We start from the raw sequence: 22,614 nt of genomic DNA on the forward strand, positions 1-22,614 counted from the left end.
TTTACCCCTTAAACGTTAAAACTCTCACCACAACCGCATTCGTTTTTCACATTCGGGTTGTTGTATTTAAAGCCTTCATTTAAGCCTTCTTTCACGAAATCTAATTCTGTGCCATCAAGATAAGTAAGGCTTTTTTCGTCCACGATCACTTTTACACCGTGTTGTTCGAATACTTGATCATCTTCATTTAATACATCAACGAATTCCAACACATACGCCAATCCTGAACAGCCCGAGGTTTTCACGCCTAAGCGTAAGCCAATGCCTTTACCACGGTTTTCAAGGAAAGTACGCACGCGGTTCGCGGCGGTTTCGGTTAATGTAATTGCCATAATATATTCCTAATGTATTAAATGAAGAAAATCTATCTAAAAAATAAAAATACAAGCGGTCGGAATTTGCAAAACTTTTGCAAAATCAACCGCTTGTTAAATTATTTGCCTTGTTTTTCTTTATAATCTGCGATTGCTGCTTTGATTGCATCTTCTGCAAGAATTGAGCAGTGAACTTTCACAGGCGGTAATTCTAGCTCTTCTGCGATGTCGCTGTTTTTGATTGCACCCGCTTCTTCTAAAGATTTACCTTTTACCCATTCAGTAATTAATGAGCTTGAAGCGATTGCTGAACCACAACCGTAGGCTTTAAAGCGTGCATCTTCGATAATACCTGCATCGTTTACTTTGATTTGTAAGCGTAAGATGTCTCCACATGCTGGCGCACCCACCATACCTGTACCAATGTCTGATGCTTCTTTATCGAACGTACCTACGTTACGCGGGTTTTCGTAGTGGTCGATTACTTTTTCACTGTATGCCATTTTATATTTTCCTCTATTTAGTTCCCCTCTTTAGTAAAGAGGGGGTAGGGGAGATTTGTGCGATGTTGATATTTTTTCAAATCTCCCTTAATCCCTCTTTACTAAAGAGGGAGGTTGATCTTATTAGTGGTGATTCCACTCAATTTTGCTTAAATCTACGCCTTCTTTGAACATTTCCCAAAGTGGTGAAAGATCGCGAAGTTTCACAATCGCTTTTTTCACTAATTCGATGGTGTAGTCGATCTCTTCTTCAGTTGTCCAACGACCTAATGTGAAGCGAATTGAGCTGTGAGCTAATTCATCATCACGACCGATAGCACGTAACACATAAGAAGGCTCTAAACTTGCAGAAGTACAAGCTGAACCAGATGAAACTGCAATGTCGCGTAATGCCATCATTAATGACTCACCTTCTACGAAGTTGAAACTAATATTTAAGTTTGAGCCTACACGTTTACCTGGTTCCATTGAGCCGTTTACATACACTTCTTCAATATCTTTGAAGCCGTTATATAGGCGGTCACGTAACTTAGTTAAGCGTGCCATTTCTTCGGTCATCTCTTCTTTTGCGATACGATACGCTTCACCCATACCCACGATTTGGTGAACCGGTAATGTACCTGAACGCATACCACGCTCGTGACCACCACCATGAATAATCGCTTCTAAACGCACGCGTGGTTTACGGCAAACATATAAGCCACCGATACCTTTTGGCCCGTATAATTTGTGGCTAGAGAATGACATTAAATCTACTTTTAATTCGTGTACATTCACAGGCACTTTACCCACAGATTGGGTCGCATCAACGTGGAAAATGATTTTGTTAACACGGCAGATTTCACCGATTGCCGCGATGTCTTGAATCACACCCATTTCATTATTAACGTGCATGACAGAAACCAAGATAGTATCTGGACGAATAGCTGCTTTGAATTTTTCTAAATCGAGTAAGCCATCTTCTTCAGGGTCTAAATAAGTTACCTCAAAGCCTTCACGCTCTAACTGACGGCAAGTATCTAACACCGCTTTGTGTTCGGTTTTCACAGTGATAATGTGCTTACCTTTGGTTTGGTAGAAGTGTGCCGCACCTTTGATTGCAAGATTATCTGACTCGGTTGCACCTGAAGTGAACACGATTTCGCGAGCATCCGCACCGATTAAGTCTGCGATTTGGTTACGTGCAACATCAACCGCTTCTTCTGCTTCCCAACCAAATTTGTGTGAACGTGAAGCAGGGTTACCAAAGATGCCATCTTTAGTCATATATTGCATCATTTTTTGGGCAACGCGTTCATCCATTGGCGTAGTTGCCGCATAATCTAAGTAAATAGGTAATTTTACTGACATTTTTTAAGTTACTCCTAACTCGCTATAAGCGGTTATTTTTAATAAAATCTTTGCTTATTTTAGTGATGATGCAGATTTTCGTGGCAGTGAGATTTCTCACAATTGTGATCCGCATTTTCTTGAACCAGATCTTCAAGCGACACCGTGTTTAAGAACTGCCCAATTTGATCTTCTAAACGCTCCCAAAGTGTATGGGTTAAGCATCGAGAATCGTTACGGCAATTGCCATTACCTTTGCATTTAGTGACATCCACATTTTCGTTCACCGCTGCAATAATCATCCCAACGGTAATTTCTTTCGGCTCTTTTTCGAGCTTATATCCGCCACCAGGACCACGTACGCTATGCACAATGCCCTCACGGCGAAGTTGTGCAAAAAGCTGTTCTAAATAAGAAAGTGAGATGGCTTGACGATCCGCTATATCCGCAAGACTGACAGGCTCTTTTTTACCGTGAATTGCAATGTCTAAAATTGCCGTCACTGCATAACGCCCTCTTGACGTTAATCTCATAAATTCGCCCTCATTTAATTAAAAATCCAATCAAAGATTGGATATGCTTGAATTTTGATGGAGTTGACTATTTTAGTCAAGTATATTGAACTGATTTACACTTATCATTTTAAAAGGTTTCACCAAATGATAAGAAATTTCCCTACTATTATAGAGGTTTTGGAGGCGAATTTAAACTTAAAATGAAATAGAAAAGGAGGCAAAAGTTCCCTTGCAACTGGTCGGAACACTTGCTTAATTTCCCTTTTTGAGTTGCAATCAAACATTTCACTTCTTAGAATTCCCGCCAATTTTTTTCCCTCTATAATATTTCTATTTCAAGATTTCAAAAGGACAATTCATGGCTAAATTTACCAAAACATTGCTTGCATCAGCATTAACACTTGCAGCAGGTGGTGCAAGTGCGGCGGCATTCCAATTAGCAGAAGTTTCAACATCAGGCTTAGGTACAGCTTATGCTGGGGCTGCAGCTGTGGCAGATAACGCATCTGTTGTTGCAACTAACCCTGCGTTAATGACGAAATTCCAAGGGGTTGAAATGTCCGTTGGTGGTGTGTTAGTTGATACGGATTTACACGTTCGTGGTACAACAGCATTAGGCAACTCTGCAAACCAAAACAATGTTGTTCCAACCAAAGTGATTCCAAATACTTATTTTGTTGCACCAATTAACGATAAATTCGCTGTAGGTTTAGGCTATAACGTCAATTTTGGTTTAAGTACAGAATATAGTAATAGCTACAATGCAGGCACATTAGGCGGTCAAACCGAACTTCAAGCACATAACTTTAATTTAAGCGGTGCTTATAACATTGGTAACGGTTTTAGCTTTGGTGCGGGTGTAAACGCAATTTATTCTAAAGCAGAAGTTCGCCGTACATTAGGTGATCAAGTAGCTGTCACTAAAGCAGGTGCTGTACGAGCTCAAGCAGGTGCAACTGCATTACAACACCTTCCAGCCGCATACCAATCATTATCCTTAACTACTTTAGCTGCTGCTCAACCTGCTAACAAGCAATTACAAGCGATTGCTGCACAATTTCCTGTTGGAACAACAGCCGCACAAGCAGCAAACAGCTTAAACGCTCTTGCAACATCGCTATCTTCATACACAAAAGAAACTGAACTTACCCGTATCACTGGTAATAAATGGTCATTCGGTTGGAATGCTGGTCTTGCTTACGAGCTAAATGAAAACAACCGTTGGGGTTTAGCTTACCATTCTGCGGTAGATGTGAAATTTAAAGGTAAATATCGCAATGCGCTTTCAACCAACTTAGGTTCTGTGATTGCGACAAATAGTGAAGAACGTGATGGGAAATTAACACTTAACCTCCCTGCTTACTGGGAACTTTCAGGTTACCATAAATTAACGGATCGTTTTGCAGTACAATATAGCTGGAAGCGTACTGAATGGTCACGTTTAAAAACCCTAGACGCATACAGCATGGATGGTACGGCTCACTACATGCACAAAGATGAAGCATTCCGCGATACAAACCGTTATGCAGTAGGTGTATCTTATGATGCAACACAAGATTTAACATTACGTGCAGGTTTAGCTTACGATCGTAGTGCTAGCGTAAATCATCCATCAATCTCAATCCCAGATACTAACCGCATGTGGTATTCTGCGGGTGCAACCTATAAATTCACGCCGAATTTATCAACAGATGTTGGCTTCGCTTACTTACATGGTACTAAATTTGGCTTTGGTGAAGATAGAGCAACATTTAAAGTACGTGCAAGTGGTTACTTATACGGCTTAAATCTTAACTACAAATTCTAACCAGAATTTAGCATAGTATTTCAAAACAGGGGCGTGTAAACTGATTACACGCCTTTTCTCTTGGAATTTTTATGACAATTTTCTATCAATATTATCCATCTCCCGTTGGCAATCTGCTCTTACTCGCGAAAGAAACGGGGCTAATTGCTATTGAGTTTAACGAAGAACAGCCTACCACTCAGCTTGAAAATTTCATTCCCGTTAGCAATACAAGCGGTGCAATTTATGAAATCTTTTGCAAAACACGCGAAATTTTAGACCGCTATTTTCAAGGCGAAAAAATTGATTTTCAGCATTTAGATTTTCTTACCCCGCAAGGTACGGCATTCCAGCAATCAGTTTGGAAAATCCTCCGCCAAATTCCCTACGGCAAAATTACTAGCTACGGTGAAATTGCTAACCAGTTAGGTAAACCAAATGCAATGCGTGCTGTCGGTGGGGCAGTTGGACGTAATCCCATTTCAATTCTTATTCCTTGCCACAGAGTTCTCGGCAAAAATCAAAGTCTAACAGGATTCGGCGGCGGGCTTCCGAATAAACGCTACTTATTGCAGCTAGAAGGAGTTGATTATAAAGATCATGGCGTGGAATATGTAAATCCCAAAACTAAACATTGGGAACGTTAAAAACATAATAGACAAAGAGGTTTGAAATATAAACCAAAAAATTATTGTCAAAATAAAATAATTAAATGTATCGTAACAAAAGAATCTTCAACAATAGCGTCAATTAAATAATCATAATGGATTAACGAAAAAAAACGTAAAATGATGTTTATAAAGGGTTTTTAAATAAAAATAGTTGCTAATCTTATCGAAGAATAAACATTAGCAACTATTTTGTCTACTATGCTATTTACTTTGTAAACATACAAAAAAGCATGAGTTATTTCATGACTAAATCATATTAGATTTCAAAATTTGCTAAATTTTTACCAACTAACTCACGTGGTGTACGACCTTGACCTGTCCAAGTTTTTTCATTACCGTTTGCATCAATAAATCTATATTTAGCAGGACGAGGAGCAATTAGTTTACGTGCTTTTTTCTCGGTAGGCATTTTTCCTAAAAGTGAGGCTAATTCGTCTGCAGAAATACCATCATTTGCTAACATTTCTTCATATTTTTTTAATTGCTCTAAGAATTTAGTTTGTTCAGCTTCTTGGGCCTTAATCTCTTCGCGTTTTTCTTCAACAACAATTGTCAATTTTTCTAATAAACCTTCTAATTGTTCTAATGAAGTTTCACGAGCAAGAACACGTAAGCTACGGATGTTTGACAAAGTTCTTAATGTATTAGACATTATAATCTCCTATTTAAAAAATTATTTATTAAGTCAAATTAAGGCGTATATTACCCGAATATATTTTTAAGGTAAATAATCTAGATTTAAAATAAGTAAAAATGGTATTTAAAATGTTGAAAAATCTACTTGTTTAATGCCTTTGTTTCAGGTAATCTTAGTCAATCCTACAATTGTAGAGGTGCAAATACGATAAGTACTTTTTCTGAGTGGAAAACGATGAGGAAAAATGAAAGGCGTATTTGCCGAAATCAATCAAGCGTCATCTTGGTTGGTTGGGGTCGTTGCCGAAAGGGACGACACTGTCGCAGTTTCGATATTCCTTGTATCACTGCGGAGTGCTACTGTAAGTTAGGTGAGGATGCTTCCTTTTATCCTTCCTTTATTTGCCTTCCTGCGTAAATACATTCAGTAGATTCAATGACGTTATAAAAATATCTTTTAATAAATTAGAGGTTTTATGAATCTTGTTGATTATTCATCATCGCTTTGGTCAGTTGTACCAGCGTTAATTGCACTTCTGCTTGCGATTGCAACCAGACGTGTTTTAATTTCATTAAGTTTGGGTATTATTGTTGGTGCATTAATGTTAGCTGGCGGTAATGTGCTTGATGCTGTTTTATATTTAAAAAATAGCGTAGTTTCTTTACTTTATAAAGGTGGCGAAGAGGGCTTTAATAGTAACAATATCAATATTATTTTATTTTTAGTGCTATTAGGCATTTTAACTTCTTTATTAAGTGTTTCAGGGGCAAACCAAGCCTTTGCAAATTGGGCCCAAGAGAAGGTTAAAGGCAGACGTGGTGCAAAATTAATGGCGGCTTGCTTGGTTTTTGTTACTTTTATTGATGACTATTTCCACAGTCTTGCTGTAGGTGCGATTGCTCGCCCGGTGACTGATAAATTTAAAGTATCGCGTGCAAAATTAGCTTATATTTTAGACTCAACTGCTGCACCGATGTGTGTATTAATGCCAATTTCAAGCTGGGGAGCTTACATTATCACACTTATTGCTGGATTATTAGCGACACACTCTATTGCAGGTTACACCCCATTAGGTGCGTTTGTAACGATGAGTGCGATGAACTTCTATGCGATTTTCTCAATTTTAATGGTGTTTTTCGTAGCTTATTTCTCTTTTGATATTGGTTCTATGGCACGTTTTGAACATAATGCAATGAGCCAAGAAGAGAAATCATCTGAGCAGCGAAGTTCTTCAGAAGCGGGCGTACGCGATTTAGTTCTTCCAATCTTAGCATTAATTATCGGTACGGTAACGATGATGCTAAAAACAGGTGGCGATGCACTTGCTGAATCGGGCAATCCATTTACTATTTTAGGTGCATTTGAAAATACTACTGTTGGTATTTCATTAGTAACAGGTGGCGTAGCAAGTATCATCGTACTCACGCTTTGTCTATTAATGCGTCGTCATATTTCTGTAGGCGATTACACGAAAGCTTATGGATCAGGTGTAAAAATGATGTCTGGTGCGATTTTAATTCTTTTCTTTGCGTGGACAATCAACGGTGTTGTAAGTGATATGCAAACGGGCAAATATCTCTCAAGTTTAGTGGCAGGTAACATTTCACCAGCGTTCTTACCAGCGATTTTATTCGTACTTGCTTCTGCAATGGCATTCTCAACAGGCACAAGTTGGGGTACGTTCGGTATTATGCTACCGATTGGTGCAGCAATGGCGATGCATTCTGATCCAAACTTAATTATCCCTTGTTTATCAGCTGTAATGGCAGGTGCAGTATGTGGTGACCACTGTTCACCAGTGTCGGATACGACAATTCTTTCTTCAACAGGGGCACAATGTAACCATATGGACCATGTGCTTTCACAATTGCCTTATGCGCTATTAGTCGCGGTAGCATCAGTAGTTGGTTACTTAGTTGTAGGTTTTACAGAATCAGGTTTACTTGGTTTTATTACGGCAGGTATCACGATGTTAGTGTTAATCATGCTGTTTAAAGCAAAAAATGTAGAATAAAAAATAAACCCAGCTTAAGCTGGGTTTTTTATAGAGATTAATTCGTATTTTTTTGTTTTGAATGGTAGAAATAGAGATAAGCTAATCCGATTGGTGCAATAATAATTGAAAAGAAAAAACATAATGCCATGGTAGTGAGTTTTACTGACAGTAAAAATATTGAATTTACAAAGAAAACATTATTTCCAAAGATGTAATCCATTACACTTTCATATACAAATCGAGAATATGGATATAACAGTAAACAAATTAAGCCATATAAAGAAAATACAACAAGCCCAGAAATATTACCTGAACGGCTATATAAATCATAACCAATGAAGACAACGAAACTAAAGAAGATCAATCCAAACAGGAATTGACGAATATAATAGCTCTTAGATAATCCACCGAATGTTTTAGCGATAAAAGACATACTTACTCCTTAATGTTTGTTCCTAAAACAGGTACAGTATACATTGCACCTAAAATAGGTGCAATGGGGAATTTACGATTATCTGTTCATTCAAATGAACATTGCTGGTTAAGAGAATTGTTCCTTAATCGCAGAAATGAATTAGGATTAACACAACGTTCACTTGGAGAAAAATTGGGCGTGGTGCATTCATTTATTGGTAAAGTTGAAACAGGTGATCGCAGATTAGATATTTTTGAATTTATTGCTTACTGTAAAGGCTTAGATTTAGATCCTGTAGAAATTCTTCAAGAGATTGAAGAAAAGTTTGGTCATACAGATAATTTTTAATAATAAGCGGTCTAATTTAACAAATGTTTACCAAAAGGAACATAAAATGAAAAAAATAATGTTATTTGGTGCTATCTTGGCACTTTCTGCTTGTTCATTACCTCAACAACAAAGCACCGTGCCAATGGATATGCAAGCTGTTCAAGCATATCAACAACGCATTAACACTAAAAATACCGTTGATAAAAACTACCCTGTACAGCAAGAAGCACTGAATCAAAGCGATACACGTAAAAGAGAAGTAAATTATTATCCTGCTGTTCCAGCGATTTACCCTGCGGTACATTACGGTCGTTGGTATTACTAATCTTATCTGTGCTAAAATGCCCCTGTCTTTTCTTGAAGGTAACTTACTATGAAAAAAATCGTTATTTTAGGATCGACAGGGTCCATTGGTAAAAGCACCCTTTCGGTCATTCAAAACAACCCGTCTGATTATCAAATTTTTGCTTTAGTTGGCGGAAAAAATGTGGAGTTAATGGCAGCACAATGCGTTTTATTCCAACCCCAATTCGCGGCATTAGATGATGAAAATGCAGCCGCACAGCTCAAAGAACACCTCTCAACACTTAATATAAAAACGGAAGTTTTAGCTGGGCAGAAAGCAATTTGCGAACTTGCCTCTCACCCTGAAGTAGATATGGTGATGGCGGCAATCGTTGGCGCTGCGGGGCTTTTGCCTACGCTTTCTGCTGTTAAAGTGGGGAAACGTGTATTACTTGCGAATAAAGAGTCGCTAGTTACTTGCGGGCAGATTTTTATTGATGAAGCGAAAAAATCAGGTGCAAAACTGTTGCCTGTTGATAGCGAACATAATGCGATTTTCCAGTCTTTGCCTATGGAGGCGCAAAATAAAATCGGTTTTTGCCCGCTTGCAGAGCTTGGTGTGAGCAAAATTATCTTAACAGGCTCAGGCGGTCCGTTCCGCACTAAGCCATTAAATGAATTTGATGCGATTACGCCTGCTCAAGCAGTAGCTCATCCAAACTGGTCGATGGGTAAAAAAATCTCAGTGGATAGTGCAACGATGATGAACAAAGGCTTGGAATATATTGAAGCACGTTGGTTGTTTAATGCAACCGCAGAAGAGATGGAAATTATTATTCACCCGCAATCCATCATTCATTCGATGGTCCGTTATATTGACGGATCAGTGATTGCCCAAATGGGGAATCCAGATATGTGTACACCAATTGCACATAGTATGGCATATCCGGATCGTATCAACGCGGGTGTACCGCCACTTGATTTCTTCAAGCTTAAAGAATTAACCTTTATTGAGCCTGATTTTGAACGTTATCCAAACCTTAAATTAGCAATTGATGCTTTTGCCGCAGGGCAATACGCAACTACTGCAATGAACGCCGCAAACGAAATTACTGTTGATGCGTTTTTAAATGAACAGATACGCTTTACGGATATTGTGAATGTAAATAGAAGTGTTGTTGAAAATATTGCACCAATTGATATTCAAGAAATTGATGATGTCTTGCATATCGATAAATTGGCAAGAGAATTGGCAAAACAAACAATACTTCAAATTTAGGGTGTTATAAGGGGCTATAAAGCCCCTTTGACATTTTTAATAATTGCTCCAAGTAAACCACGCATAATTTGCTTTGTTACTTGATTGCGTAAATTTCGCCCAACTTGTTGAGCTACTTGGCTCACCACTTGTTCGGCAAGTGATTGGTCTTTTTTCTTTTTCGAACCAAAGATCGAGGCAAGCATTCCTCCTAAAAATCCTTCTTCCTCTTCAGCATTTGCAGTTTGCCCTTGATTTTGCACCGCTTGTGATTGAGCATTTAATACTTCAAAGGCAGATTCATTATCGACATAAGCACTATAATGGCTGTAAAGACCATCCTGTTTCACTAAACGGCTACGCTCGGTTTCAGTTAATGGCGTGAGCTGGCTTTTCGGTGGGTAAACTAACGCAATTTCCACTGGCGTTGGCATTCCTTTTTCATCCAAGACGGAAATTAAGGCTTCGCCTACACCTAGCGAGGTAATCGCTTCGACTACATTTACATCTTTATTCGCTCGGAAGGTTTCCGCCGCTGATTTCACTGCTTTTTGATCGCGAGGTGTGAAGGATCGCAAAGCGTGTTGTACGCGATTGCCTAGTTGCCCTAACACTGAATCAGGTAAATCAAGTGGATTTTGGGTTACAAAATAAACGCCAACACCTTTTGAACGGATTAAACGTACCACTTGCTCAATTTTATCTACTAAAATTTTCGGTGCACCACCAAACAATAAATGTGCTTCGTCAAAGAAAAGGACAAATTTCGGTTTTTCTGGATCGCCTACTTCTGGTAGAATTTCGAAAAGTTCTGCCATAAACCAAAGTAAGAATGCACTATATAGGCGTGGAGAGTTAATTAATTTCTCTGAGTTTAAGATGTTAATCACACCTTTACCATCGCGAGTTTGTAGCCAATCTTCAAGATTTAATGCGGGTTCGCCAAAGAGTTTCTCTGCCCCTTCATTTTCCAGTGCAAGCAATGCACGTTGAATCGCTCCAACGCTTGCAGTTGAAACGTTACCATATTCCACTTGGAATGTTTTAGCGTTTTCGGCAACATATTTGAGCATTGCACGCAAATCTTTTAGGTCAATTAACAATAAACCTTGGTCATCTGCCACGCGGAATACGAGGTTTAATAAGCCTTCTTGGGTATCGTTTAAGTTAAGTAAACGCGCAAGTAACATCGGTCCCATTTCTGAAATGGTGGTGCGAAGCGGAATGCCTGTTTCACCGAAGACATCCCAATAAGACACAGGGTAGCCACTCAAATAGCTTTCGCCCCCTAGTTGGAATTGTTCGATTCGTTCTGCAATTTTGCCTGAAAAACTGCCCGCTTGTGAAATTCCAGAAAGGTCGCCTTTTACATCGGCAAGGAAAACGGGCACGCCTTCATCACTGAATGCTTCAGCTAATTTACGTAATGTAACGGTTTTCCCTGTACCTGTTGCACCAGCAATTAAACCGTGGCGGTTTGCCATCTTGGCGACCAATGAAATAGTTTTCCCTGAATAGGTTTGTGCGATTGCAAGCGTCATAATGTGTTCTTTCTCCTTTTAAGATTTTACGCCTATTTGGTAGCCATTTTCCCAATAAGTTCGATGAGCATTTGGCAATTTTCCTTGGCAATATTGGGTACGTTTTTGGAACATTTCTGTTTTTTGAGTACGGAACGATTTTCCTACACGGAAACCGTCTAAATACCAGTCATCAAGATCGTTACATACAGTGGTATTAATACGTTGATGTCCGATTACCGCTGTTTTCGAAGCAGGAAATTTAGAAATCTTTGCTGTTTTAGCCGTTCCTTTGTTGAAATTTGCTTGGGCCTCGCCTGAATAACCTTTAACCACTTTAACGGGTTCTCGTTCAGGATCGTGATTAAAACCTTCGGTAAAGTCTTCCCATAGCGCCTGAGTTTCTTGTGTACAAGAGGTTAAAAAAAGTAGGCTGAGTAGTAAAAGAAGTAACTTTTTCATATTTAATATTTTTTTGATGAATAATGTCTGTTAAAGCGGGGGCGACTCACTTTAGGTAAAGGTAATAAAGCATTCGCGTCATATTGGCTGACAGGAATTGCATGTCCGATATATTCCTCAATTGCAGGTAGATTCACCGCATAGCGTTCGCACGCAAAGCTAATTGAATGTCCGCTTTGCCCTGCCCGACCTGTTCGCCCGATTCGGTGCACGTAATCTTCTCGATCATCCGGCAAATCATAATTGAACACATGCGTGACTTCAGGAATATGCAAGCCTCGTGCGGCAACATCTGTTGCTACTAAAATATCCAACTCACCTTTAGTGAAACTGTCTAACAAGCTTAAGCGTTTTTTCTGTGGAATATCGCCAGTAAGCAAGCCCGCTCGATGCCCATCTGCCAGTAAATATCGCCAAATTTCTTCACAACCGTGTTTAGTATTTGAGAAAATCATACAGCGTTCTGGCCATTCTTCTTCTAAAAGTGTGAGCAATAATGCCATTTTGTCTTCGTTTGAAGGGTAGAAAAGCTCTTCTTTGATTCGATGCCCTGTACGTTGAAGCGGTTCAATTTCAACATATTTTGCATCATTCATATCCTCATACGCCAATTCACGCACACGTGGAGAAAGCGTTGCTGAAAAAAGCATGGTAAGGCGTTCGGTTGGCTTCGGACATTTGCGCATCAAATAGCGAATATCTTTGATAAAACCAAGATCAAACATTCGATCTGCTTCGTCTAACACAATCACCTGCACGTAATCAAGGTTGATAATGCCTTGCTTCACATAATCAATCACACGCCCTGTGGTGCCGACTAAAATATCAACGCCTTTTTCAATCTCTTGCACCTGTTTCTCATAGCCATCGCCACCATAGGCTAGTGCAAGTTTCAAGCGTGTCTGTTTAACTAGCAGCTCAGCATCAGAAGCGATCTGTACCGCTAGCTCTCTGGTTGGGGCAAGAATCATTGCCCTTGGTTGATTCTTATGTGTTTGCAGATCGTGTGTGAGCAGATGATGGAAGGCCGCAATTAGAAAAGCCATCGTTTTGCCTGTGCCTGTTTGGGCTTGACCCGCAATATCATTATTGTTGAGAGTGATTGGGAGAGTTTGAGCTTGAATCGGTGTGCAAAATTCAAAGCCTTTACTATCAAGAGCAGAAAGTACTTTTTCGTGAATCGGGAAATCGCTAAAGCGTTGTTCGGTAAGATGTGTTGACATCAGAATTCCTTGTTTAATGGAGCCCAAAGTCTAGGCAAAAATTGGTGCGATTTTACCGCAACTTATTGCAAAATGCTATCAATACGCTATACTACGCACCGAGTTAGTTAGACAATCGCTGGTTTATTGAAGCCCTAAACTGTGTCGCACAGCTGTGCAATACAAAATAGTGGGACAAGTAAACGAGAGGAAAGTCCGAGCTACATAGGGCAGAGTGCCAGATAACGTCTGGGCGGCGCGAGCCGACGACCAGTGCAACAGAGAGCAGACCGCCATACTCTGTGTATATTTTTTAGAGATGGTAAGGGTGAAAGGGTGCGGTAAGAGCGCACCGCGTGGGTGGCAACACTTCACGGCAGGGTAAACTCCACTCGTAGCAAGACCAAATAGGAACTCAATGGATGGCCCGTCCAGAGTTCGGGTAGGTTGCTTGAGCATAACAGCGATGTTATGCCTAGAGGAATGATTGTCCACGACAGAACTCGGCTTATCGACCAACTCATTTTATTCCAGCGAATCGTTTTATATTTTATATAGACGATTCGCTTTTTTTTCTATTTATACAATGTACACTGCATTTTAGATATTTTATGTAGAGATTTATGTAGGGGCGTGTTGAAAACGCCCCTATATATGTTCTTCTAATAAAATGTACATTTAGCCTTTAAAAATTTTGTGCAAGTAAGAGTTATGAAATCCCTTTTTACGCTCCTTTTTTCGCTTTTCTCTCTTAATGTTCTCGCCCATCCACACGCTTTTGTCGATCTTAAAACCCAAGCCCTGACAGAAAACCAAACGCTAAAAGGGTTTCGTATGTCTTGGACGTTGGACGAAATCGCCTCCAGCACGTTAATTTATGAAATGCAATCAAGTCCAGATCCTGATAAAACCAAGCAAGATTTAACCCAAGAGATGATTGATACGGCAAAGAAAGATCATTACTTTAGCTATCTTTACAACCAAAAAAGCAATTTGATTCCGTTTACCGAAACGCCTTCGGATTACGGTTTTGTGGTGGAAAATAACCGCATTATTTTTTCGATGAATGTTTATTTAAGCGAACCGCAAAAGCTGAGCACGGTGCCCATTACGCTAATGAGCTACGAGCCAACCTACTATATGGCGATGGAGTATAATTATCAAAGTGATGTCTCGATTGATGATAAAAAATGTGAAATCAAAGTGGTGCAACCGAAAGTGGACGATACTTTGAAACTTTATGCCTCAAGTTTGGACAAAGATCAGACACCAGAAGATCAATCGCTTGGGCGTGCTTTTGCCCAAAAGGTAGAGATGAAATGCAAAAATCAAAATTAACCGCTGCCTCTTTGCTCGTGTTAGCCTTGTTGGTGGTCGCTGTTTATTGGGTTTATCCGCTCTTGCTGCATAAAGTGATGCTGTGGCAAAAAGCGTTTAACTTACAGCTTTCTAGTTCGCTTAATCAGCTTAATCAACAACATCAAGAAGCAGGCATTACCCTTATTTTAATCAGCTTTTTTTACGGCATCTTTCACGCTGTTGGTCCTGGACACGGTAAGTTTATTCTCACGAGCTACTTGGCTTTAGAACAGTCGAAACTCAAACAAGCGGTCAAAATTAGCTTGGCCTCTTCCATTGTGCAAGGGATCGTTGCTATTTTGCTAGTGTCGATTATCGTTGTTGCCTTTACGCTTTCCCGCTCATATTTCAATTTAACACTAAAATGGGTAGAACGGGGCAGTTTTATGTTGATGATTTTGTTAGGGTTTTATTGGATTTATCAAGCGTGGAAAGGCATTCTCCCGCCTAAATTGCAGATTAGAAAAATCAGCCCAATGAAAATTCCCCAAGAAAAAACACTGCTTGTTGCATATCACGTTCACGATGAACATTGCGGTTGTGGGCATCAACATCTGCCTTCATCAGTGCAAATGAACCAATCAACAGGTTGGAAAAGCCAACTTTTCTTGATTTTGAGTATTGGATCGCGCCCATGTTCTGGGGCAATTTTAGTGCTGTTTCTCTCTTATACGCTCAATATTTACCTTTGGGGCGTATTGGCGACATTAATGATGGCGGTCGGTACAGGCATTACACTGACATTCTTTGCGTTGATGGTGGTCTTTACCCGTCATAAAGCCGTGCAGTTAAAAGCGTGGTATTTGCCTGCTAGGTTTAACTTTCCGGTTGCAAGTAGTTTGAAATTCTTGACTGCTTGCGTACTGATTGGAATGGGCATTTTGTTATTACACGGTAGTTTCATTGAGGTAGTAACGGTCACAATTTTTAGGCGGTAATACATTTTTTATTCTACTTTTTTCAGCTATAATAGTCCCTCACAAGCGGTAAGATTTTGCAAGAGATTGTCGAAATTTTACCGCTTACTTTTTCCTGTGGTTCGAGAACCTCCCACATAAAAAAACTAAGGATACAAAATGAACTTATCTGAACAACCCCAAAAAGCCCTCGTGATTTTCTCAGGCGGGCAAGATTCCACCACTTGTCTTTTCCAAGCGATTAAAGAATTCGGCAAGGAAAATGTTGAAGTGGTAACCTTCCAATATGGGCAACGCCACGCGATTGAGCTTGAAAAAGCCGAATGGATCGCCAAAGATGTTGGCGTAAAACAGACCTTAATTGACACATCGGTGATCAAAGCGATTACCACCAATGCCTTGATGCAAGAAGGTGCGGAAATTCAGCAAGAGGGTGATAAGCCAAATACCTTTGTGGATGGTCGCAACGCACTATTTTTACTTTATGCGGGCATTTATGCCAAAGGACAGGATATTTCTACCATTTACACGGGCGTGTGTGAGACCGATTTCAGTGGTTATCCAGACTGTCGCGATGTGTTCGTGAAATCAATGAACGTGACGATGAATTTGGCGATGGATTATAACTTTAACATTCGCACGCCGTTGATGTACCTTACCAAAAAAGAGACATGGAAATTAGCAGATGAGCTGGGTGTGTTTGACTATATTCGCGAACATACCCATACCTGCTATTTAGGCGTGGAAAGAGGTTGCCATACTTGCCCAAGCTGTGTATTGCGTGAAAAAGGCTTGAATGAATACCTTGCAGAAAGAGAGAAAAAAGATGTTTAAAATTGCGAAAGAATTTAATTTTGATATGGCACATATGCTCGATGGTCATGATGGAAAATGTAAAAACCTGCATGGGCACACCTATAAATTGCAAGTTGAAGTAGCTGGTGAGTTAGTCGCAGAAGGGGCAAAACGTGGGATGGTGATGGATTATGTTGATCTGAAAGCTATCGTAAAAACACATATTTTAGACCCGATGGATCACGCGTTTATTTACGATCTTAACAGCCCAAAAGAGAGTAAAGTGGCGAATTTGTTAATCGATTTAGATTCAAAAGTCTATGGCATTCCAAGCCGATCCACGGCGGAAGAGATGTCAAAATATATATTTGACAAGCTTAGAGAAGTTGGCTTGCCTGTGACACTTATTCGCCTGTGGGAAACCCCAACGTCTTACTGTGAATATTCTCAAGCCCCACATTTACAAGCGGTAAAAAATGGCAAATAAAACGCAAAATACCATTCTTAGCACCATCAGTTACCCAATTGTTGAGATTTTTGAGAGCTTGCAAGGCGAAGGTTTTAACACGGGAATGCCGAGCATTTTCGTCCGTTTTGGCAAATGTAACCTTACTTGCCCGTGGTGCGATACCGATTATATGACATTTGAAAGTTGGACCTTAGAGCAAATTTTAGCCAAAGTAAAATCCTATTCATCAAAGAATATTATCATCACCGGTGGTGAACCAACCATTCAGCCAAATCTGGGCGTATTGCTAGATGCTTTTAAACAAGCGGGCTATTTTTTAGTGATTGAAACTAATGGCTTGAAAGAAGTACCGAAACAAATAGATTATATTGCCACCAGCCCGAAACGGTTGTATCAAGAGAAATACCAACGCCGTTGCATTCCGTTTGCACATGAGGTACGTATTGTGGCAGATGAAAATGTGTTGGATTTCTGCGAACAGATCGAGCAACAAATTCAAGCGGAGCATTATTATCTCTCGCCATGCGAAGTTGATGGCAAAATGAATTTGCTGGAAACCATCACTCAGCTAGGGCAACTTAATCAGCGTGAAAACAAGCCGAAATGGCAGCTGAGTTTGCAAACGCATAAGATTGTAGGGATTGAGTAAATCATTTTATAGAAAAACCACTGTTTTTATTGACAGTTTAAAATGCCTTGTTATACTGTATTTAAATTCACTTATATTAAATCCAGTTAATGAGGTGTTTTTTATGCAAGCAACTATTGATATCCGTATCGCCAACACGCAAAAAATGAAAGATCACAAATTCGACCGCTTACTTGAAATTGTGGAAGAAGAGGTGGCAAAAGAGTTTCCAAAAGCGATTGTAAGAGCCAGAAAATCGGCATCAATGAGTGATGTTTCGGTTTTTGGCTTAGGTAAAGAAGGAAAGAAAGAGGTTTCTGAATTTTTAGAAGCGCTTTTTAATGATGGCTCGGCGTTTGATGAATTAAATGATCAGTATTATTAAAATCTTTTATATAAAAAGCGTTACTAATATTATAAAAATAAGGGGCTGTCCTAGATAACTAGACCAAACTCCCCTTAACTAATTGTTTTAAAATGGAAATTTGAGATTTTATTTCACTATTGTTAAAACGCCATTCACATTCCTTTAAATATAGCTCAAAATGCTCTTTGGGAATGCCATTAAACTTCCGTAAATGGCGTTTTGCTTGATTCCAAAAATTCTCAATTCCGTTTATGTGGTTGTGATTTTCAGCAAAATGCGTGCTGTGATTGATACGAAAATGGCTAAATTCACTGACATCAAGCACATCATAACTACGAAAAGTATCCGTGTACACAATGCTATCAGGCTTAACTTTCTATCGGATAATTGGTAATAATGTCGCTGATTGCGCATTAGGGACAACGACGGTATAAACCTTGCTATTTCGTTTGAGAAGCCCGAATACTGCGACTTTTCCCACGGCACCGCGCCCACGTTTGCCTTTTCGAGTACCGCCGAAATAGCTTTCATCGGCTTCAATTTCACCTTCAAACATTTCCAAATGGGGGCTTGTTTGATAGATGAGCAAGCGTAATCGATGAAAGTAATAAGCGGCTGTATTTTTGTTTACATTAACCAATTCACTGGCTGTTCTTGCTGTGACACCTGCGACAAACAGTTCAATGAGTTTATTTTGTTTATGCTGACTTAAGCGACTTTTTCTCATTAGTTTATTCTAACCTAAATGGGATTTTTAGTCGTTATCTAGTACAGCCCCAAAAATAAATATTAGCAACAAATTTGTCTACTATGCTTGCATTTCTAAATTTTCAGAAAAAATTTCAGCTTCTACCGCTGGAATCCGTTTTTCTTCATTTGCCCATTCACCGAGATCGATTAAGTGGCAGCGGTCACTACAAAATGGGCGATATTTATTCTCGGCTTTCCATTCTACTTTCTTCTGACAAGTTGGACATTCTACGACTAATTCTGACATTGCTTTTCCTCTGCTTTTTTCAAATAAATTTTGTGAAGTTCATTTATTTGTTTTTTTATTTTTCCTAAATTTTTTTCAAGCGGCTGATTATTATCAATAATATCATCAGCATAACTTAATCTTTTTTCTCTTGAAACTTGCGATGCCATAATATTTTGAATTATCTCTAACTTATTATTATCACGCTTTATCGCTCTTTCTATTTGTGTTTCAGGCTGCACATCTACCACTAAAATACGATCACATAAATGGGGCAGATTATTTTCAATCAGTAATGGTACCATTAAAATCACATAAGGCTGCTGGCATTGTTCCACTTGGGCAAGCATTTCATTTCTAATGGCAGGATGAAGCAATTGATTCAGCCACGTTTTCTCATTAGGATGAGAGAAAATGATTTCGCGTAATTTAGCTCGATTTAATTCACCTTGTTCTGTGAGAACATCAGTACCAAAATGAGAACATAATTCTGCTAATAATGGCGAGCCTTTTTCAACGACTTGACGGGCAATAATATCGGCATCAACTACAGGCACTCCAAGTGCTGAAAATAGACCACCAATGGTGCTTTTCCCACTTCCAATACCGCCCGTTAATCCAACAATATAAGGCATTCTTTATCCTCAATTTATGATTAGTTGAGGTAAATTATAATAAAAGTTGCCACACTAATAAACGGAATAAAAGGCAATTTTTGCCGTTTTTGCGAAGTCATGCATCGTTCTGCTAAGTAGTATGTTATCCCTAGCACTGAGGCGATAAGCACAAGTTGTAACATCTGCTCTAACATAAAAAGAGGTGATAAAGCAATTAACAATAAACTGTCTCCCAACCCAAAGCCTTCCTTCTTTAAAAGGAAAATAGAGAAAAAGTGAATAAAAATAAAGAAAATGACCGTAAAATAGAATGTCTCTAAATTTCCTTTATATAGTGTGAGTAAAAATAAAATAGCTAAATATCGAATATCAGTCAGGTAATAAATTATATCTAATACAGTTAGAAAGCATAGGATAATAATCATTGCTGAAATAAGATAATTTTGATTTAATAAAGTAACCAAAGGAAAGATAAAGAAAAAAAGAATTGATAACTTACTATTTTTTATTTTTAATTTAGATTGTTTTTCAAAATCGCTATAATCTAGCTGAAAATTCACTAGAGAATAAAATTCGTCATAAGTTTGCCGGTTGATTCGCTTGGCAAAAAGAGGTATCTCTCTTTTAAACCAGAAAGCTAATAATATGGCAGTTAAAAATTCCAAAAATTTTACTAAATTCATTTTATTCAACTAAAGATCCCATATCAAAAATTGGTAAATAAAGCCCAACAATAATTGTGCCAACAATCCCGCCCAATACCACCATTAGCACAGGCTCAAGCAATTGCGACAAAATATCTAGCTGATCATCTAATTTCTTTTTATAGATTTGGCTAACATATTCGCTCATTTCAGCTAATTTTCCGCTCTTTTCACCCACGGATAACATCTGAACCGTTTGGCTTTCAAATACCTCTGTATTTAAACATTCAGAAAAAGCGTAACCCTGTTTAATCAGCGTTAGTACCGATAGACACTCTTTTTGTAAAATAGGATCGGCTTGTTTATTCGATAAAAAAGTTTCTAAAATAAGATCTAACCGAAGGCTAGCATTTAGCATTAAGGCTACATTTTGGGTAAAATAAACAATACGTGATTGGCTAAGAATAGTCTTAAATACGGGCATATTACTTAAAATAGAGTATTTTAGCTTTGTGATTATTGTTGTTTTTTTCGCTAAAAAAGAGAGTAAAACACTACTTAAAATAAGTAAAACTAGTAGAAATATATAATTATCCACTAATAAATTAGAGAGAAAAAAGAGTATTTCCGTAATAAATGGAAGAGTTTTATCTTTAGCACTATATAATTCTGCAAATTTAGGCAAAATTAGCACTAACATTCCAATTGAAAGTGTTAACGCAATTGTTAAGACCATCACAGGATAAAACATGATCTTTTTTACTTTAGAAAATAATTTCTCACTTTCAGACCTAGATTGTGCTATATTTTCAAGTATTATACCTAATTTTCCACTCATTTCTCCCATTTTGATAAGCTGAATTTCTTGGCTATCTAAATAGCGATTTAAATTTTCTAATGATTTTGAAAAAGAATAACCTAACTCAACCGAACGAATTATTTCCTCAAACCATAAATAGAGTTTTATATTTTGTGTGTTCTCTAAAATAATAGATAAGGCTTGTTTTAATGGTAGTTTGGCATTGATTAGTAAAGCAAGTTGAGAAATAAGCTGAGTCACCTCTTCTGATTTTGGATTTTTAGGTAAAATAAAATTCCGACTAATTTTAATTTGCTGAAAGCCTTTTTTAATTAACCTTTGTTCTAATTCATCTTGATTTCTAGCTAATAATTTCCCTTTCTGTTTCTGCTGAAAACGATTAATAGCTTTCCAATGAAATTCATATACCTTAAACATAGCCTAATATCCTCTGGATTTCTGGTAAATTGGTTTTATTTTCTTGGCATTTTTGTATTGCACTTTCTGCCAAAGTAGAAAAATCTAAACAAGCGGTCGATTTTTCAAATTCTTTACCATTTTTTGACAGTAATTGATACACACCAATTCGCCCTTTGTAGCCCTGATAACAATGCTCACAGCTATTGCCTTGGCAATGCGTGCAGATTTTCCTAACTAGGCGTTGAGCAATAACCAATTGCAAGCTATTTCTTAATTCAAATTCTTTAATTCCAAGTTGCAACAGGCGTTCTACTGCTGATGGAGCATCGTTAGTATGAAGTGTGGAAAGCACCAAATGCCCTGTTTGAGAGGCTCGCAATGCCATTTGTGCACTCTCTTCATCACGAATTTCACCAAACATAATAATGTCGGGATCTTGGCGTAAAAAAGTACGTAATAATTGGCTAAAGTCTAATCCAATGCCACGATCTACTTGGGTTTGAATAATGCCATCAATTTCGATTTCAATTGGATCTTCTGCAGTTAAAATATGTTTTTCACTTTGATTCAAATAACTTAATGCACTATATAAAGTAATACTTTTACCGCTTCCTGTAGGGCCAGTTACTAAAATTAAACCTTGTGGTTGATTTAGTGCATTTAATAAAGTTTCTTTCTGTTGAGGATTAAATCCAAGCTCTAAAAAATTTAAATCAACAGGTTTATTCTTTTGCAAACGCAGCACTATTTTCTCACCAAAATTAGTTGGCAATGTAGAAACACGAAAATCTAACGTATCAGAAATTTTTGTTTTAAAGTGGAATTGTCCATCTTGGGGCAAACGAGTTTCACTAATATCTAATTTAGCAAGAATTTTTAATCGAGAAATAATACGACTAGATAAATTCAGCGATAGCGTTTTATAAATATGTAAAACACCATCAATTCTTAAGCGGATCAATAGCTGATTTTTCTGTGGTTCTAAATGAATATCGGAAACGTTTTTCTGCAGGCAATAATTAAATAATTCATCTAAAATATGTATTACAGGATTATTATGATCTAATTCTGTCTGCTGATTATTTTCTGCATAAATAATTTCCGTTGTTTCGTAAAGCATCTCTTTTTTAGGAGATAACTCATTTAACAGATACTTTAATTCTTCAGTCGAAATTAAAATAGGTTCAATCTCTTTATGTGCAATAAAGGAAAAAATCTCATAAGCGGTCAGATTGTTTAAATCATCAATTGCAAGCCATAATTTCTCTTTATCCTCTTTAACGGGAATAGCCAAATAACGTAAAAGAATGGTTTTATCTTCACAATTTTTCTGCCATTGAGGTTTTGAGATTTCAAAAATATTTTGAGTGTTTAAATCGCAAACAGTATAGGTCATAGTT

Annotated in this window: 26 protein-coding genes, 1 other RNA gene, 1 pseudogene and 2 riboswitches; of the genes and pseudogenes, 13 read left to right on the plus strand and 15 right to left on the minus strand. The window is 38.2% G+C overall.

Translation table 11 applies throughout. From position 1 onward, the window contains the following. Positions 1–8: 8 nt before the first annotated feature. The 4 genes from iscA to iscR form a co-directional block, all read right to left on the minus strand. Positions 9–332, minus strand: coding sequence for an iron-sulfur cluster assembly protein IscA (gene iscA / locus DPV92_RS07335; RefSeq protein ID WP_111354311.1), 324 nt, complete (start codon positions 330–332; stop codon positions 9–11). A gap of 101 nt (positions 333–433) precedes the next feature. Continuing rightward, complete coding sequence (gene iscU, locus DPV92_RS07340) at positions 434–817, minus strand: Fe-S cluster assembly scaffold IscU (protein ID WP_005706518.1); 384 nt, start codon at positions 815–817, stop codon at positions 434–436. Positions 818–940: 123 nt separating this feature from the next. Continuing rightward, the gene (locus DPV92_RS07345; RefSeq protein WP_111354312.1) at positions 941–2,167 is read right to left on the minus strand and encodes an IscS subfamily cysteine desulfurase; all 1,227 of its coding nucleotides are present in this window, start codon (positions 2,165–2,167) and stop codon (positions 941–943) included. 59 nt (positions 2,168–2,226) lie between these two features. Beyond that, entirely contained in the window at positions 2,227–2,679 is a 453-nt protein-coding gene (gene iscR / locus DPV92_RS07350) for a Fe-S cluster assembly transcriptional regulator IscR (protein WP_111354313.1), read from the minus strand. A 340-nt stretch (positions 2,680–3,019) separates the two neighbouring features. Between iscR and DPV92_RS07355 the strand changes: the two genes are divergently transcribed. Together DPV92_RS07355 and DPV92_RS07360 are read left to right on the plus strand one after the other, a co-directional pair. Further along, positions 3,020–4,468, plus strand: coding sequence for an outer membrane protein transport protein (locus tag DPV92_RS07355; RefSeq protein ID WP_111354314.1), 1,449 nt, complete (start codon positions 3,020–3,022; stop codon positions 4,466–4,468). Between the two features lie 71 nt (positions 4,469–4,539). Continuing rightward, positions 4,540–5,094 carry a methylated-DNA--[protein]-cysteine S-methyltransferase gene (locus DPV92_RS07360; protein ID WP_111354315.1) on the plus strand — a complete coding sequence of 185 codons (555 nt, stop codon included), beginning with the start codon at positions 4,540–4,542 and terminating at the stop codon, positions 5,092–5,094. Positions 5,095–5,374: 280 nt separating this feature from the next. Here DPV92_RS07360 and DPV92_RS07365 read toward each other — a convergent pair whose 3' ends face one another. After that, positions 5,375–5,770 (minus strand): H-NS family histone-like protein, encoded by a 396-nt coding sequence (locus tag DPV92_RS07365; RefSeq protein WP_111354316.1) that lies wholly within the window; start codon positions 5,768–5,770, stop codon positions 5,375–5,377. Between the two features lie 168 nt (positions 5,771–5,938). Beyond that, positions 5,939–6,122, plus strand: a riboswitch (Lysine riboswitch). A gap of 108 nt (positions 6,123–6,230) precedes the next feature. Between DPV92_RS07365 and DPV92_RS07370 the strand changes: the two genes are divergently transcribed. After that, positions 6,231–7,769, plus strand: a complete 1,539-nt coding sequence (locus DPV92_RS07370) for a Na+/H+ antiporter NhaC family protein (RefSeq protein WP_111354317.1) — start codon at positions 6,231–6,233, stop codon at positions 7,767–7,769. A 37-nt stretch (positions 7,770–7,806) separates the two neighbouring features. Here the strand turns inward: DPV92_RS07370 and DPV92_RS07375 are convergent, their stop codons facing one another. Further along, positions 7,807–8,184 (minus strand): hypothetical protein, encoded by a 378-nt coding sequence (locus tag DPV92_RS07375; RefSeq protein WP_111354318.1) that lies wholly within the window; start codon positions 8,182–8,184, stop codon positions 7,807–7,809. A gap of 12 nt (positions 8,185–8,196) precedes the next feature. Between DPV92_RS07375 and DPV92_RS07380 the strand changes: the two genes are divergently transcribed. From DPV92_RS07380 to ispC, 3 genes are read left to right on the plus strand one after another with little or no spacing between them, the layout of a single operon-like run. Further along, entirely contained in the window at positions 8,197–8,514 is a 318-nt protein-coding gene (locus tag DPV92_RS07380; RefSeq protein WP_225791972.1) for a helix-turn-helix domain-containing protein, read from the plus strand. Between the two features lie 46 nt (positions 8,515–8,560). After that, on the plus strand, positions 8,561–8,821 hold the full coding sequence (locus tag DPV92_RS07385; protein WP_111354319.1) for a membrane lipoprotein lipid attachment site-containing protein: 261 nt from the start codon (positions 8,561–8,563) through the stop codon (positions 8,819–8,821). Positions 8,822–8,869: 48 nt separating this feature from the next. After that, positions 8,870–10,060 carry a 1-deoxy-D-xylulose-5-phosphate reductoisomerase gene (ispC, locus tag DPV92_RS07390; protein WP_111354320.1) on the plus strand — a complete coding sequence of 397 codons (1,191 nt, stop codon included), beginning with the start codon at positions 8,870–8,872 and terminating at the stop codon, positions 10,058–10,060. 14 nt (positions 10,061–10,074) lie between these two features. Here the strand turns inward: ispC and DPV92_RS07395 are convergent, their stop codons facing one another. The 3 genes from DPV92_RS07395 to rhlB are packed head-to-tail and all read right to left on the minus strand — an operon-like array spanning position 10,075 to position 13,244. After that, positions 10,075–11,580, minus strand: a complete 1,506-nt coding sequence (locus tag DPV92_RS07395; protein ID WP_111354321.1) for a helicase HerA-like domain-containing protein — start codon at positions 11,578–11,580, stop codon at positions 10,075–10,077. An 18-nt stretch (positions 11,581–11,598) separates the two neighbouring features. Further along, positions 11,599–12,021 carry a hypothetical protein gene (locus DPV92_RS07400; RefSeq protein ID WP_111354322.1) on the minus strand — a complete coding sequence of 141 codons (423 nt, stop codon included), beginning with the start codon at positions 12,019–12,021 and terminating at the stop codon, positions 11,599–11,601. Between the two features lie 2 nt (positions 12,022–12,023). After that, positions 12,024–13,244 carry an ATP-dependent RNA helicase RhlB gene (gene rhlB / locus DPV92_RS07405; protein WP_111354323.1) on the minus strand — a complete coding sequence of 407 codons (1,221 nt, stop codon included), beginning with the start codon at positions 13,242–13,244 and terminating at the stop codon, positions 12,024–12,026. Positions 13,245–13,343: 99 nt separating this feature from the next. Here rhlB and rnpB point away from each other — a divergent pair. From rnpB to DPV92_RS07440, 7 genes are all read left to right on the plus strand, one after another. Further along, positions 13,344–13,750, plus strand: an RNA gene (rnpB, locus tag DPV92_RS07410) — RNase P RNA component class A. A 184-nt stretch (positions 13,751–13,934) separates the two neighbouring features. Then, positions 13,935–14,561, plus strand: a complete 627-nt coding sequence (locus DPV92_RS07415; protein WP_111354324.1) for a DUF1007 family protein — start codon at positions 13,935–13,937, stop codon at positions 14,559–14,561. Continuing rightward, positions 14,543–15,520 (plus strand): nickel/cobalt transporter, encoded by a 978-nt coding sequence (locus tag DPV92_RS07420; protein WP_111354325.1) that lies wholly within the window; start codon positions 14,543–14,545, stop codon positions 15,518–15,520. Before DPV92_RS07415 ends, DPV92_RS07420 begins: the two co-directional genes overlap by 19 nt. Positions 15,521–15,610: 90 nt before the next feature. After that, positions 15,611–15,655: riboswitch (PreQ1 riboswitch) on the plus strand. 3 nt (positions 15,656–15,658) lie between these two features. Next, the gene (gene queC, locus DPV92_RS07425; protein WP_111354326.1) at positions 15,659–16,333 is read left to right on the plus strand and encodes a 7-cyano-7-deazaguanine synthase QueC; all 675 of its coding nucleotides are present in this window, start codon (positions 15,659–15,661) and stop codon (positions 16,331–16,333) included. Beyond that, entirely contained in the window at positions 16,326–16,781 is a 456-nt protein-coding gene (queD, locus tag DPV92_RS07430; RefSeq protein WP_111354327.1) for a 6-carboxytetrahydropterin synthase QueD, read from the plus strand. The genes queC and queD overlap by 8 nt, the downstream gene beginning before the upstream one ends. Then, positions 16,771–17,412 (plus strand): 7-carboxy-7-deazaguanine synthase QueE, encoded by a 642-nt coding sequence (locus tag DPV92_RS07435; protein WP_111354328.1) that lies wholly within the window; start codon positions 16,771–16,773, stop codon positions 17,410–17,412. The genes queD and DPV92_RS07435 overlap by 11 nt, the downstream gene beginning before the upstream one ends. A 103-nt stretch (positions 17,413–17,515) precedes the next feature. Then, positions 17,516–17,776, plus strand: coding sequence for a DinI-like family protein (locus tag DPV92_RS07440; RefSeq protein WP_111354329.1), 261 nt, complete (start codon positions 17,516–17,518; stop codon positions 17,774–17,776). 58 nt (positions 17,777–17,834) lie between these two features. On the opposite strand, the pseudogene DPV92_RS07445 reads toward DPV92_RS07440, so the two are convergent. The 6 genes and pseudogenes from DPV92_RS07445 to DPV92_RS07470 form a co-directional block, all read right to left on the minus strand. After that, positions 17,835–18,485, minus strand: a pseudogene (locus DPV92_RS07445) (IS1595 family transposase). A gap of 81 nt (positions 18,486–18,566) precedes the next feature. After that, positions 18,567–18,755: a DNA gyrase inhibitor YacG gene (gene yacG, locus DPV92_RS07450; RefSeq protein WP_111354330.1), complete on the minus strand. Its 189-nt coding sequence runs from the start codon at positions 18,753–18,755 to the stop codon at positions 18,567–18,569. Beyond that, positions 18,743–19,369, minus strand: a complete 627-nt coding sequence (gene coaE, locus DPV92_RS07455; protein WP_111354331.1) for a dephospho-CoA kinase — start codon at positions 19,367–19,369, stop codon at positions 18,743–18,745. Before coaE ends, yacG begins: the two co-directional genes overlap by 13 nt. Before the next feature lie 20 nt (positions 19,370–19,389). Further along, positions 19,390–20,034, minus strand: coding sequence for an A24 family peptidase (locus tag DPV92_RS07460; protein ID WP_111354376.1), 645 nt, complete (start codon positions 20,032–20,034; stop codon positions 19,390–19,392). Between the two features lies 1 nt (position 20,035). Continuing rightward, positions 20,036–21,232, minus strand: a complete 1,197-nt coding sequence (locus tag DPV92_RS07465; protein WP_111354332.1) for a type II secretion system F family protein — start codon at positions 21,230–21,232, stop codon at positions 20,036–20,038. Next, positions 21,225–22,610, minus strand: a complete 1,386-nt coding sequence (locus DPV92_RS07470) for a GspE/PulE family protein (protein ID WP_111354333.1) — start codon at positions 22,608–22,610, stop codon at positions 21,225–21,227. The genes DPV92_RS07465 and DPV92_RS07470 overlap by 8 nt, the downstream gene beginning before the upstream one ends. Positions 22,611–22,614 lie beyond the last annotated feature (4 nt).

Source organism: Pseudohaemophilus paraphrohaemolyticus, from assembly GCF_003253115.1.
Lineage (GTDB): Bacteria > Pseudomonadota > Gammaproteobacteria > Enterobacterales > Pasteurellaceae > Haemophilus_A > Haemophilus_A paraphrohaemolyticus_A.